Genomic DNA, 14268 nt, shown 5'->3' on the forward strand with positions numbered 1-14268 from the left:
ATAAATTTCCCCAAGAAAATAAAATATTAAAATATTTTTTTAAACAGGGAAAAAAACACATCATTTTGCTATAAACAAATCTTATCTTTATATCTGGAATAGTCCTCGTTTATGCAAGTTTATCGGGTGGGTGGTGCAGTCAGAGATCAATTACTGGGGTTGCCTGTCAAGGACAATGACTGGGTTGTCGTTGGTGCAACACCCGGGCAGATGAAGGATCTCGGTTTTCAGCCGGTTGGCCGGGACTTCCCGGTTTTCCTTCACCCTGAAACCAGAGAGGAATATGCCCTGGCCCGGACGGAACGCAAAACCGGTCATGGTTATGCTGGTTTCAGTTTTTACACATCCATTGATATATCCCTTGAGGAAGACTTACTGAGACGGGATTTAACCATCAATGCCATGGCAGAAGACCAGCACGGGAGCATCATTGACCCCTATGGGGGTCAGGAAGACCTGAAAAACCGCCTGCTCCGTCACGTATCGCCTGCTTTTCAGGAAGATCCTTTGAGAATCCTCAGGGTTGCCCGGTTCGCCGCGAGACTTGCTCCTCTGGGTTTCAAGGTTGCTGAAGAAACGCTGGAATTAATGCGCAACATGGTCAATAACGGTGAGGCATCCCATCTGGTACCCGAAAGAGTGTGGCAGGAGACCTCAAACGCCTTGATGGAACCGACCCCCTCGGTCTACTTTCAAACACTGGAAAACTGCGGTGCTTTTCAAGCCGTACTGCCCGAGTTCAGAACCTTGATGCATAACCAGACCTTATTACACCTTAACCTGGCCGCCCAGGCAGAAAAAACAGCACTGATCCGGTTTGGTTGCCTGTTCTCACCGCTCCTGCCTCAGCCCGAAGCCGAAAAAAACAACAGCATCCAGACGCTTCAAGACGCTACATCAAGAATGCGATTACCCTCAGAATATGCCGATATGGCGCTTCTGGTCACCGAGCACGCCCAAAGCGTTACTTCGGTTATTCACAGCGATGATGCAGAGTCCCTGATGTCCCTGTTTGAAGCCAGCGATGCCCTGCGTCGACCAGAACGCTTTATTAACCTCATTACGATTCTTTCCTATAGCTTTGCAACGGTGAAATTGAAAAAGAATCAGGTCATTGAACTATTGGACAGTTGTTTATCCATCAAAGCCAGGGATTTGATGACTGAAAACATCACAGGAAAAGCCCTTGGTGAAGCATTAAGACAGAGAAGGCTTCAGCAGATTCAATCAACGATGCATTTTAACGAATAAAATCTGCAATTAAAGCCAGAGTAATTTATGCCAAGGCATTAAGAGTTATTGATATTAATTTCAAGCTCTTAATGCATCCCAAAGTATATTCTGATTATTGGTATTTCATTAATTGATATCAAACTGGAACAAAACTCCAAATAAAGTGTCCAAACGTTCAGTCAATGCTCCATTGATGTAATTAATCATACAAATTGAATAAGGACATAAACCATGGCAAATACCACCGGTCCAGTATTACCACCCCAGGTAACTACCACCAACACTCCACCAGTCCCACCGCCTCCACCTGGCGTCAAATCGCCTGCGGTTGTTAATGCCCAACCTGTGGCATCATCATCCCCGGCAACTCAAGTTAACCAGTCAACCCAGGTGCCGCAGCAGCAAGCACGACGTCTACACCTGTCTGAGAGAGTTAAACAGGGTATCGCTGCCATAGGTGCCAAACCTGCAGGGGTTGCGGAAAAAGGTATCCAGGCAACGCCTGCCCAGGAGGCACCGGCTGAAAAATCAGAGAAAGCTTCTGAGACAAAAGCTTCTGAGACAAAAACAGCTGAAACAAATGCACAACCCATTACTGTCATTCACAAGCGCAGCCTGGGTGAACGTGTCATTGACAAACTGAAAGTCGTGGGCTCATACCTTGTTGCTCCGTTAAAGCTCCTCGTTAATGTCGTCAAGTTTGTTACCAAACCGCTGCAGGATTACGTGATTACCCCTGCTTACAAAGGGTTCCTCTACGTATTCCAGCCAGCCAAGTATGACGCCATGAAGCTCGCGCAGAAAGCCGCTGCAGAAAAGGCTGAGCATGATCGCAAGCAGGAAAAACGTCAGGCATTTGAAATAGCCTGCATGAATGAGGCCACTAAACAGCACGTCAAGTTAAACGCAGACCTGTCTTGCATTAGGCTCGCCAGGCAATTCGGTGTCACTGAACAGGAAGTGGAAGAAGAAGTAAACCGTCAAAAAGCGCGAGCTGACGCTAACCATTTGTTCAATAAGCAACTGCAGGATGGCAAGCTGGCGCTGCACAAAGAAAAGGCACTCCGCGTGAATCCGGAAACTGGTGAGCAATACTACGTCACCCCAACCCAGACTTTAGTACCTGCGGATGAAACCAAACGAGCAACCGTTACTATCAAAGAAAAGACCCCGGATGGCAAAGAGGTAGAGAAGCGCCTTGACGCTGACGATGCCGCAGTCGCGAAGAGACTGGGTAATGACCCGGCGTTGGCAACCGCCCTGAATGATTACAACAAAGCGATGGAAGCCTATGAACAGAAATTGGCAACCTTCATAAAGGACGATGCAAAATACCAGCAAGCCCTGGAAAAAGCGGCGAAGAAGGGTAAAGCGTGTGACCAGCAAGCGCCTGTACACCCTGGCGAACCTCCGAAGCGTCCTGTGTTTAAATGTACTGATGAGAACGTGGTCGCCGCATTCAAGCTGGTCAGGGAACAATATCGCACCAATCTTCAGGCAGCAGCAGACACCCTGACCAAAGAGGTGGAAACGTTGAAGGCTGATTTTTCCACAGCCTACCCGGGCATCCAGAATGTCACGCACTACATCCTGAATATGCCTGATCCTGAAGCCTTTAAAGCGGAAGTACAAGGACGGGTTAACAAGTTAGAAGCCACGCTTGGAGAACTGCAAACGACGCTGAAGCAGGCAGAAGACAGCGGAAACCAGTCAACGGTACAAACATGCAATCATCAAATCAGCAGCCTGCAGGCAGATATCAATTTCAACAAGCGCCACCTGGCAATCTATGCCAAGGAGTGCGAGAAGGCGACGATCCAGCAAGAACTCGAATACCTGAACCGGATGTGCCCTGACGTCCAGGAACACCGTAAAAATGACATTGATGACTGGCAAAACGGTGCGTATGTCCATGACCCTAAAGCTCTTGATTACGAAAAAAGAGTATCAGGTACACGGGACAGGCTGGAAATTGGCCGCTTGAAGGAGTGGGTTTACAAAGATGGGAAAGGCAATGTCCTGGATATCTTTATCAAAGATGCCAATGGCACAAAAGTCGGTATCGACCGGGCCAGGTACGCCCTGGTGAACGATGTGATCATCCCCGCGCCTGACAAAAAGCTTACCCCGACTTACAACGGAAAAACGCCTGCTCTTGATTACCAGGATCAGCAGGGCATGAAGTGGAGCAAGATGAACCCGGCTGAGCGCCCATATCAAGGCTATGTTGCCCAAAGGGATAAAAATGGCAAAGTCCTGAAAGACAGCGACGGTAACATCAGGTGGAAGGAAGCGCCTGGCCAGCTTGTCAATCACTGGGTGGTTAAGCACAGTGACGTCGATGGCAGGCATGAGGGCTATGACAAGTTCACAACCATTGTCAAAAACAGGGCACTGGTCAGTGAATCTGAAGTTCCTGTCAAAGTACCTGAGGTAAAAGTACCTGAGGTAAAAGTACCTGTGCCAAACACAGCGCTTGAGAAATTAGAACAGGAAACACGGGAAGCTATTGCCAGTATGAAAGTCCGGCTAGCAGCGTGTGGAGAAAAACGCAGCGCCCTGACCGATGACAATGTGTTTGCTTATAAAAAGAGGCTGGCGGCAGAAAACAGCCAGCAAAGGCCTCGTTCAGCGTCAGTCAGTGGCCTTCCGGGCAAATTGACTGAGGTCGGCTCAGAGACTGACGATTGCTTCGAAACCATGGTCAGGCAGGTGTTTCAGCACGAAGAGCGTGGGAGGCAGATCCGTCAATACATGGAGGATAGTGAGCGTTTTCAGGAACGAATCGAAAGCATAAGGACTGCCAGACAGGACGATAGTTCAGAGTCCACCGATGACTCCGTTCACAATAGCGTGATTGAGGAGATATTCACGAACTCAACAGCTGAGGACCGTAAATCCATGTCCACCAATCAATTCGTGGAGGAGTATAGTGCCAGGAAAGCGGTGCATGATAGCCAATCTAGCGAAAATGGTCGTACATTCCATGCTGACGATGTTTCTGAAGTCACTGGCGGGGAGCAATTGATTGAGCTAATCAATTCACCGGAGGCTGCTGCTGCATATGAGTCGCTCATGGCAGTTCTCAATCAATTAAATCGTATGGTTGAATTAGCGATGAGGAGAACTCAACAACCTCGCACATAAGTACAGGCTATTTGCCATGTTTTTTTTCAGGCTAACCCCTGAATGCTCTGGCCGTCTTTTCAAGACGGCCTTTTTTTTGAAATTATACTTTCCGTTCCCTTCATTTATCCCTGTTTAACAGCTCTTTCACCAACGGCCGAAACCAGGGTTCTTTAACCTGGCTGATCAGCTTTTCCGCTACCAGAGCATCAGCACAGTCAACCGCCAGCAGAAGATCGATATCCGCAGCGCACAGGCGTTGTTGACGATCCCTTCCCAGTTGCTCTTCAAGCCTCTTGCACCATCGCTGCAATGCTTCAGCCCCCATGTCTGACTCAAGGCAAACCACCCCGTTGGTATAATCCGGAGCCTCAGGACCAACCGCTTTCGTGGTCACCAGCTCACTGACGCTGACCTTACCAAATCGCTGCTCCAGTGCTGTTATCATCTGATGACACTGATACTCAGCGTTTATATTGGAACCAATACCAAGCACATAGACAGTCACGGTTAACTATTCCTGCCCCATCATCTGTGCCCGGGTTCGCTCACACCAGACAGTGGCAAGCGCATTGGTCAAAGCCTTTGGCTTGCGAATGGTCACGGCCACTTTATCCACCGGGTAATGCTCCATCACCTGAGCGATAATACCGCCAGCCAGCGCCTCAATCAGCTGATACCGCGAGGCTTCACAAAAGGCCCTGACACACTGGGTAATGGCATCGTAATCCAGTGCATCCTGCAGGTCGTCACTGGTAAACGCACGGGTAAAATCAGTCGTCAGTTCCAGATCCAGCACCAATGGCTGTGGCGCTTCGTGTTCGAACGCATAAACACCGATGACCGCTTGCGTTTCAATGGCTTCTATTCGTACTTTATCCATAGGGGCACTCTTTTTTCATGAAGACAGTGGCGCAAAATATTTTCACGCGCCATGGGCATTTTGGGTTCAAAAGCCTCCCAGCGGCTCCAGCTCTTCCATGGGCCAGCGAGGCACCGGCACCACTTCAGGTCCATCGCTCTGGCCTGCCAGCAGCCGCTGACAGCCAGCATAGGCGATCATGGCGCCATTATCCGTGCAGAACTGCGGACGGGCATAACGCAGCACCGCACCTTCTTTTTCCACCATGGATTCCAGGGCAGCCCGTAATGACTGATTGGCACTGACACCACCGGCAATAATCAGCTGTTTCATACCGGTCTGCTGCAAGGCCCGGCGACATTTGATGGTCAGCGTTGCCACCACCGCCTCTTCAAACGCACGGGCGATATCCGCACGATCCTGGTCCGTAGGCTCTTTGTCTATCGCTGCTTCACGGCATTTGGTGACGGTATTGAGGGTATAGGTTTTCAAGCCACTGAAGCTGAAATCCAGCCCCGGGCGATCCGTCATGGGCCGGGGGAAGCGGAAACGCCCCGCCTGCCCCTGTTCTGCCAGCCGGGCGATGGCAGGGCCGCCGGGATAATCCAGCCCCAGCATGGCGGCCACTTTGTCAAACGCTTCTCCTGCAGCATCATCTACCGACTCCCCCAGCAGGGTGTAACGGCCAATGCCATCCACCTGCACCAGCTGGGTGTGACCACCGGATACCAGCAGCGCCACAAACGGAAACGCTACGGGTGTTTCTTCCAGCATGGGCGCCAGCAGATGGCCTTCCATATGATGCACCCCCACCGATGGAATGCCCCAGGCCCAGGCCAGTGCCTTGCCAATACAGGCTCCCACCATCAAGGCTCCCACCAGCCCGGGGCCGCGGGTGTAAGCTACGGCATCGATCTGGTCTTTACAGATACCTGCCTGCTCAAGCACTTCGTTAATCAGGGGCAATACTCTCTGGATATGGTCCCTGGAAGCCAGTTCAGGTACGACACCACCGTAATCGATGTGCATATCAATCTGACTGAACAGGGCATCGCTCAGCAGGCCTTTCCCGCTGTCATCTTTTCTGCTTTCATAGAGCGCAATGCCGGTTTCATCGCAGGAAGTTTCTATCCCGAGAACAATCATTTAACAAACCTGTGAAACGAAAAAATAGGTGGCAAAAATCCCGAATCCGGATATTTCATAAAGGGAAAGAATCATACGTTAAATGGGTGTTTTTTGCATTTTTGTTGATAAAGCTTTAGAATTCGCGCCCTTGAAAAACTGTGATTAATCTGTCTTGCTAGTGTGAGTATTAACGTCTCGCTTCGGGTAAAGACCTGTCTTTTCCAAGCATGAAATTAGTAATCACAGGGCGGTTTATCGCATTCGCGCAGCATTGGCTGTAATCCAGCCGTGAATTTTTTAGCTCTCAGTCGCACTGACCGGGGCGGATTCATGGTCAACATTTGTTATTAAAAGGAAGGTGATCTCTGCATGCCTGCTGTTAAAGTTAAAGAGAATGAACCGTTTGACGTAGCCCTGCGCCGTTTCAAGCGCTCTTGTGAAAAAGCTGGTATCCTGGCTGAAGTCCGTCGTCGTGAACACTACGAGAAGCCAACCACTGTTCGCAAGCGCAAGGCCGCTGCTGCTGTCAAGCGCCATCTTAAAAAACTGCAGCGCGAGCAGCGTCGTCGTGAGCGTCTGTATTGATCAACCGGCCTTAACGTCGGTTGCTTCAATCGTATGATTTACGCGTTGACTATTATTGAGCCTTGAACCCACCAACCTTAATTTCAGGTAAAAAGGAACGTGTCATGAGTGATTGCATTGTCAGGGATCAACTGACAGAAGCCATGAAGGATGCCATGCGCAATCGCGACAAGCCACGACTGGGTACTATCCGTTTGGCCCTGGCCGAACTGAAGCGCATTGAAGTCGATGAAAAATCATTAGACGATCAACGTGCCCTGGCAGCTCTGGACAAAATGGTAAAGCAGCGTCGCGATGCCATTGAACAGTTCGAGTCTGCCGGGCGCACGGATCTTGCTGACCAGGAAAAGCTTGAGCTTGAAGTCCTTGCTGACTTTCTCCCTACTCCGCTATCGGACACTGAAATCACCGAACTGGTCGACCTCGCCATTAATAGCACAGGCGCATCCAGCATGGCCGATATGGGCAAGGTGATGGGCATGGTCAAACCACAGGCGCAGGGCCGGGCAGACATGTCATCCATCAGCAAAATTGTTAAATCACGCCTGAGCGAGCATTAACCGGGGGGAATCAGCAACGCCGAATCCCGCATAATTTCTCTATAAACATAGCAACCTCCCTGTCGACTCCTTTCCTTTTGGATCCACACTAATGCATATGAAGCGTGTCTACCATTAAACAAAGGTATCCCTAGACAAAAGTCTGATCCATATCTTATAAATACCGACATTCACCCACGCAGATGATAGAATGAGTTTCCAGATCACATTCATTCCTTGTTCACGAACACTCCACCATGGCCGGACGGATTCCCCAGTATTTTATTGATGACCTCCTTACTCGCATCGATATCGTCGATGTTATCGATCACCGGGTCAAGCTGAAAAAAACCGGTCGCAACTACTCTGCCTGCTGCCCTTTCCACAAAGAGAAGACTCCGTCCTTTACCGTGAGTCCTGACAAGCAGTTCTACTACTGCTTTGGTTGCGGGGCCAGTGGCAACGCTGTTGGCTTTGTTATGGATCACGACCACCTGGACTTTCCTGAGGCAGTTGACACCCTGGCAGGACAGCTGGGCCTGGAAGTCCCCAGGGAAGAAAACCCGCACAGGCAACGGGGCCCGGACCACAGCGAACTCTATAATCTGCTGGATCGCGCAGTGGACTTCTATAGCCGCCAGTTGAAACAGCATGAGCAATCCCCAAGGGCATCCCACTACCTGAAAAACCGGGGGCTTGATCCGCAGACCTGCCAGCACTTTGCCATCGGCTTTGCACCGCCGGGCTGGGACAACCTGAAAAAAGAGCTGGCCACCTCACCAGAAAAAGAGCAACAGCTGATCACCACTGGCATGCTGGTCAAAAATGAAGACCGCAATACGATCTATGATCGATTCCGGGAGCGCATCATTTTCCCTATCCGGGATAGCCGGGGCCGCTATATTGCGTTTGGCGGACGCGTTCTGGGTGATGAAAAACCAAAGTACCTTAACTCGCCCGAATCCCCTGTTTTCCACAAAGGCAAAGAGCTTTACGGACTATTTGAAGCCCGGCAGGCCAACCGCAAACTGAGCCGCATCCTGGTGGTTGAAGGTTACATGGATGTGGTGGCGCTTGCCCAACAGGGAATCACCAACGCGGTGGCAACCCTTGGCACAGCCACCACCCCTGACCATATGCAGCGATTGTTCAAAGTCGTGCCCGAAGTCATTTTCTGCTTCGATGGCGATGATGCCGGCCGACGGGCTGCATGGCGTGCACTGGAATCCACACTGTCCAACATGCAGGATGGTCGTCAGGCCCGTTTCCTGTTTCTGCCACAGGGCGAAGATCCGGATAGCATGGTTCGCAAGGAAGGCTCCGAAAGCTTTATTGAGCGAATCAAAAGCCAGGCCATCAGCCTGGATAACTTACTGTTCCGGGAACTGGAGTCAGAGCTGGATCTGACCACCATGGATGGTCGTGCCCGTTTGGCCAAACTGGCTCAACCTTATCTTGATAAACTGCCGGAAGGCTTGTTTCGTCAGTTGCTGGTGAAAAAGCTCTCAGACCGGACAGGACTGGATACACACTACCTGGAAGCTCACTTTCAGGAGAGTGCCCGCACCAAAGAGTTATCCACAAGCCGACCAGAGCCGGAAGCACGCAACATCAGCCAGGAAGCACAGGTTCATCATGTTCATTATCAGCCAGCGCCTTTCTACGATGCAGACTACGAAGAAAGACAGTACGCACCAGAAGAACACCCGAGCTATAACACACCTGAGATTTCACGCAGGCCTTCAACCCGCCATCTGACCAACTCAGCCAGACTGGTGACCTGCGGTTACGCCATACGACAATTATTATGTAATCCGGAGTTTGCCCGGGAAGTTTCCGAGCCATTTGACCACCTGAAACTGGAAAACGACAGTGACAGTAAATTACTGATTGACCTGTTAGCCATACTCAAAAAAGAACCGTCACTGAAAGCCAGCACGCTCATTGCCCAATGGTATGGAACCGAAAAAGGTAAACGTCTGCAAGCCCTGGCAGCCCTGGATCACGGCACTGCAGCTCATCGGGATGAGTTTCTGGAAACCCTGGCCAAAATTCGCAAGAAGCACAACGAAGCTCAAAGTCACAATGAGCACAACAGCTTTCTGGTGGCCAGCCTGCAAAACAAGCGACCAAGCCAGCTTGACGAAGAAACACGAAAAAAATACCTGAAACTACTTGAAAGCAAGCGACAAAGCCTCAACTATAAGAAAAGTGACGCCCAATTCCCTGAGGAGTAAAACCCAAAAGTCATAAAAAATGACTGCACAACAAAAAATATTAGGTATACTTGAGTGTCACTGTGTCCCGTGGAACTGCATTATTGGCCACATTTCTAATTCAAACCCGGTCTGAAAACACCAAGGAAAGGTAACCCGCGTCATGGAATGCATTCCGGTACCTCGTCCAACCAAGTCGGGCCGCTGCCCTGTGGTACTATACCCAGTTTATGAGCTATAATTGCCTGCTTACGTTTTTTTGTCCGGTTCGTCAATATCCGCTGTTAAAGGGTTGATATGTCAGCAAATTCGCAACAACAATCCAGATTAAAAGAGCTTATCGCCCGTGGTAAGGAACAGGGGTACCTGACTTACGCGGAGGTTAATGACCATCTTCCGGAAGATATTTCCGATCCTGATCAGGTGGAAGATATTATCCGCATGATCAATGACATGGGTATCAGCGTCTACGAGACCGCTCCCGATGCCGACACCCTACTCATGGCTGAAGCCGACACCGATGAGGCTGCCGCCGAAGAAGCCGCCGCAGCCCTTGCCGCCGTCGAACAGGAAGCAGGCAGAACCACTGACCCGGTCCGCATGTACATGCGGGAAATGGGGACAGTAGAGCTGTTAACCCGTGAAGGCGAAATCCAGATTGCCAAGCGCATCGAGGAAGGCTGGCGTGAAGTCATGTCGGCACTGGCCCAATTCCCCGGTTCTGCCCGGATTGTCCTCGACGAGTACGATCGCCTGACTGAAGAAGAAGGACGCCTCACCGACGTCATCAGTGGCTATATAGATCCCGACGATGATACTGAGATCGCCAATACCGATGATGACGATGTAGAAATCAACGAATCACTTGATGACGATAACGATGACGACGATGGTGATGAAGACAGCGAAGAAGAGGGCGATAGCGGACTTGATCCGGAAGAAGCCAAAGAACGCTTCAACCTTCTGAGAGAGGCCCTGGAAAAAGCCACCACAGCCATTGCCAATAATGGTCGTGATAACAGCCAGGCGGCCCTCGACGAACTGGCCGAAGCTTTCATGCCTCTGAAGCTGGTACCACGCATCTTTGACATGCTGGTGTTCAGAATCCGCAATGCCGTAGAGCGCATCCGTGATAATGAACGCGCTGTAATGCAACTGTGTGTTCGCAAATCGAAAATGCCCCGCAAGATCTTCCTTAAGGCATTTCCGGGCAACGAAACCAACCTTGGCTGGATCGATGAGCTGGCCGCTGGCAGCGGTGGTTACGCAGAGGCTTTGCAGAACTATCGCGAAGAGATTATTCGTGCCCAGAAAAAGCTGGCCAATATTGAGAAAGAATTCGACCTTTCCCTGGCCCAGATAAAAGACATCAACCGTAAAATGTCTCTTGGCGAAGCTCGTGCCCGCCGCGCCAAAAAAGAGATGGTTGAAGCCAACCTTCGTCTGGTTATTTCTATTGCCAAGAAATATACCAACCGTGGCCTGCAATTTCTCGACCTGATTCAGGAAGGCAACATCGGTCTGATGAAGGCGGTGGACAAGTTTGAATATCGCCGTGGCTACAAGTTCTCGACCTACGCTACCTGGTGGATTCGACAGGCGATTACCCGATCGATCGCGGACCAGGCCCGCACCATCCGTATTCCGGTTCACATGATTGAAACCATCAACAAGCTGAACCGGATCTCACGACAGATGTTGCAGGAGATGGGCCGGGAACCCACACCGGACGAACTGGCTGTGCGCATGGATATGCCAGAAGACAAGATTCGTAAGGTACTGAAGATCTCCAAAGAGCCTATCTCCATGGAGACGCCCATTGGTGATGATGAAGATTCGCACCTGGGTGACTTTATTGAAGATGCCACCATGCAGTCGCCTATCGACCGGGCAACGGGCGAAGGCCTGAAGGAATCTACCCGCATGGTTCTGGCTGGCCTCACCGCTCGTGAAGCCAAGGTACTGAGAATGCGCTTCGGTATCGATATGAACACCGACCACACGCTGGAAGAAGTGGGCAAGCAGTTCGACGTTACCCGTGAGCGTATCCGCCAGATTGAGGCCAAGGCCCTGAGAAAACTGCGTCACCCAACCCGCTCGGATCACCTCCGCAGCTTCCTTGATGAGTAATCATCAACCATAAAAAAAGCACCGCAAGGTGCTTTTTTTATGGCCTGTTGAAAGAGAGGCTGGCACTGGGGCCAGCCTCTGGAACAGTGATTACTCAGCCGTTGCCGCCTGCTGCTCTTTAATGCGGGCAACTTCCTTCATGCTCAGCTTAATACGACCACGGTTGTCCAGATCCATCACAACCACTTCAAGCTTCTGCCCCATCTTGACGTAGTCAGCAACGTTCTCAACCCGGTGATCAGCAATCTGGGAAATATGCACCAGACCATCCTGACCAGGCAGAATGTTAACAAAAGCGCCAAACTCCACAATGCGGGTTACCGTACCGTTGTAAATCTTGCCGATTTCCGCTTCAGCAGTGACGCCGTAGACACGATCATAAGCCGCCTGACAGGCTTCACGGGTCTCACCATAAATTTTAACGGTGCCGTCGTCAGCAATATCAACCGATGCACCGGTATCTTCACAGATAGAACGGATAGTGGCACCACCTTTACCAATAACATCACGAATCTTATCCTGATCAATCTTCAGGGTCATGGTCATTGGTGCGTTTGGTGACAGCTCACTGCGGGAACGGGCGATGACTTTATTCATCTCAGCCAGGATATGCAGACGGGCATGCAGGGCCTGATCAAGAGCGATATCCATGATCTCTTCAGTGATACCGGCAATCTTGATATCCATCTGCAATGCAGTAACACCATGAGCAGTACCGGCCACTTTAAAGTCCATATCACCCAGGTGATCTTCATCACCCAGAATATCGGTCAGTACAGCAAACTGCTCGCCTTCCTTGACCAGACCCATGGCGATACCGGCAACCGGTGCCTTCAGAGGCACACCGGCATCCATCAGTGCCAGGGAAGAACCACAGACAGAAGCCATGGAGCTGGAACCATTGGATTCGGTAATTTCAGACACCACCCGAATGGTATAAGGGAACTCTTCTTCACCTGGCAGTACCGCCTGGATACCACGACGGGCAAGACGACCATGGCCGATTTCACGGCGTCCCGGAGGACCCATACGACCCGCCTCGCCTACAGAGTAGGGAGGGAAGTTGTAATGCAGCATGAACGGGTCACGGCTTTCACCTTCCAGGGCATCGACAAACTGCGCGTCACGGGCAGTACCCAGCGTGGTGGTAACGATAGCCTGAGTTTCACCACGGGTGAACAGGGCAGAACCGTGGGTCTTTTTCAGAACGCCAACTTCTACCGTGATCGGGCGAACGGTTTTGGTATCACGACCATCGATACGTGGCTGACCATTAATGATGTTGCCACGGACGACGGACTTCTCCAACTTGCTGAAGTAGGTCTGAACATCATCAGCACTGAACTTGCCTGCGTCTTCGCCAACCAGCTCAGCTTCAGCTTCAGCGCGCAGTTCCGCCAGCTTGTTGCTGCGCTCCTGCTTGATGGTGATGCCATAAGCGTCACGAATTTTCTGTTCAAAACCAGCAGCAACAGCCTCTTTAACTGCTGTCTTTTCTGGTTCTGGCTGCCAGTCCCAGGTTGGCTTACCCGCTTCTGCCGCAAATTCTTTAACCGCAGCAATAACTGACTGATACTCCTGCTGGGCAAACAGAACAGCACCCAGCATTTCATCTTCAGTCAGCTCCTGTGCCTCAGACTCAACCATCAGGACAGCGTCACTGGTACCGGCAACCACCATGTCGAGCTCAGACTTTTTCATTTGCTCAAAAGATGGGTTCAGGATGTAACCATCGTCTTCAGTGAAGCCAACACGGGCAGCACCCACAGGACCGGCAAAGGGAATACCGGAAATAGCCAGGGCGGCAGAAGTGGCAATCATACCCAGAATGTCAGGATCGTTCTTCTTATCCACAGACATGACAGTGATGATAACCTGAACCTCGTTCATGAAACCTTTCGGGAACAGCGGACGAATAGGACGGTCGATCAGGCGGGAAGTCAGCGTCTCTTTTTCGCTGGCCTTACCCTCACGCTTCAGAAAGCCACCAGGAATTTTACCGGCAGCGTAAACCTTTTCCTGATAGTGAACAGACAACGGGAAAAAGTCCTGACCATCACGGGCACTCTTGGCACCCACCACAGTCGCCAGAACCTGAAGTTCACCCATGGTTGCCAGCACGGCACCGGTGGCCTGACGGGCAATCCGTCCTGTTTCCAGCGTAACGGTGTGTTCACCAAACTGGAAAGTTTTTGTAAATGCTTTTGGAGCAATACTCACGTTATCTTCCTTTATTGCCAAACGATATCACCCCACCTGCATCCACACTGTCATAGAGATGGATGCAATTCAGAGACCTCTGCACCAAAGTCTCTGAATTGCACCCCATGCAGACAGAGTGCAGGCATGGGCAATGCTTGTCTTACCAACCCGTAAATAACAAAACACCGCCAGCCACAGATAATGCAGCTCGCGGTGCCTTGACTGTGGGAGGTGATATCAGGACATC

At 50.9% G+C, this 14268-nt stretch carries 10 protein-coding genes; 6 read left to right on the forward strand and 4 right to left on the reverse strand.

Features of this window, described 5'->3' with window-relative positions; all coding sequences use genetic code 11:
* Positions 1 to 111: 111 nt before the first annotated feature.
* Positions 112 to 1251 carry a polynucleotide adenylyltransferase gene (locus KDK13_RS11495; protein ID WP_257285114.1) on the forward strand — a complete coding sequence of 380 codons (1140 nt, stop codon included), beginning with the start codon at positions 112 to 114 and terminating at the stop codon, positions 1249 to 1251.
* A gap of 213 nt (positions 1252 to 1464) precedes the next feature.
* The gene (locus KDK13_RS11500) at positions 1465 to 4380 is read left to right on the forward strand and encodes a hypothetical protein (RefSeq protein WP_257285115.1); all 2916 of its coding nucleotides are present in this window, start codon (positions 1465 to 1467) and stop codon (positions 4378 to 4380) included.
* 100 nt (positions 4381 to 4480) lie between these two features.
* Here the strand turns inward: KDK13_RS11500 and KDK13_RS11505 are convergent, their stop codons facing one another.
* The 3 genes from KDK13_RS11505 to tsaD all read right to left on the reverse strand — a co-directional run bounded on the left by KDK13_RS11505 (position 4481) and on the right by tsaD (position 6367).
* The gene (locus KDK13_RS11505; RefSeq protein WP_257285116.1) at positions 4481 to 4867 is read right to left on the reverse strand and encodes a 2-amino-4-hydroxy-6-hydroxymethyldihydropteridine diphosphokinase; all 387 of its coding nucleotides are present in this window, start codon (positions 4865 to 4867) and stop codon (positions 4481 to 4483) included.
* A 6-nt stretch (positions 4868 to 4873) separates the two neighbouring features.
* Positions 4874 to 5242, reverse strand: coding sequence for a dihydroneopterin aldolase (gene folB, locus KDK13_RS11510; RefSeq protein WP_257285117.1), 369 nt, complete (start codon positions 5240 to 5242; stop codon positions 4874 to 4876).
* Between the two features lie 66 nt (positions 5243 to 5308).
* On the reverse strand, positions 5309 to 6367 hold the full coding sequence (gene tsaD / locus KDK13_RS11515) for a tRNA (adenosine(37)-N6)-threonylcarbamoyltransferase complex transferase subunit TsaD (RefSeq protein WP_257285118.1): 1059 nt from the start codon (positions 6365 to 6367) through the stop codon (positions 5309 to 5311).
* Between the two features lie 351 nt (positions 6368 to 6718).
* On the opposite strand from tsaD, the gene rpsU reads away from it, so the two are divergent.
* The 4 genes from rpsU to rpoD all read left to right on the forward strand — a co-directional run bounded on the left by rpsU (position 6719) and on the right by rpoD (position 11819).
* Positions 6719 to 6934: a 30S ribosomal protein S21 gene (gene rpsU / locus KDK13_RS11520; protein WP_020582360.1), complete on the forward strand. Its 216-nt coding sequence runs from the start codon at positions 6719 to 6721 to the stop codon at positions 6932 to 6934.
* A 104-nt stretch (positions 6935 to 7038) separates the two neighbouring features.
* Entirely contained in the window at positions 7039 to 7494 is a 456-nt protein-coding gene (locus KDK13_RS11525; protein WP_257285119.1) for a GatB/YqeY domain-containing protein, read from the forward strand.
* A gap of 236 nt (positions 7495 to 7730) precedes the next feature.
* Entirely contained in the window at positions 7731 to 9710 is a 1980-nt protein-coding gene (gene dnaG, locus KDK13_RS11530; protein WP_257285120.1) for a DNA primase, read from the forward strand.
* Between the two features lie 276 nt (positions 9711 to 9986).
* The gene (rpoD, locus tag KDK13_RS11535) at positions 9987 to 11819 is read left to right on the forward strand and encodes an RNA polymerase sigma factor RpoD (protein ID WP_257285121.1); all 1833 of its coding nucleotides are present in this window, start codon (positions 9987 to 9989) and stop codon (positions 11817 to 11819) included.
* A gap of 90 nt (positions 11820 to 11909) precedes the next feature.
* Here the strand turns inward: rpoD and pnp are convergent, their stop codons facing one another.
* Positions 11910 to 14039: a polyribonucleotide nucleotidyltransferase gene (gene pnp, locus KDK13_RS11540; RefSeq protein WP_257285122.1), complete on the reverse strand. Its 2130-nt coding sequence runs from the start codon at positions 14037 to 14039 to the stop codon at positions 11910 to 11912.
* Between the last annotated feature and the right edge of the window lie 229 nt (positions 14040 to 14268).

Source organism: Endozoicomonas sp. SESOKO1 (assembly GCF_024606265.1).
In the GTDB taxonomy this organism is placed as follows: domain Bacteria; phylum Pseudomonadota; class Gammaproteobacteria; order Pseudomonadales; family Endozoicomonadaceae; genus Endozoicomonas.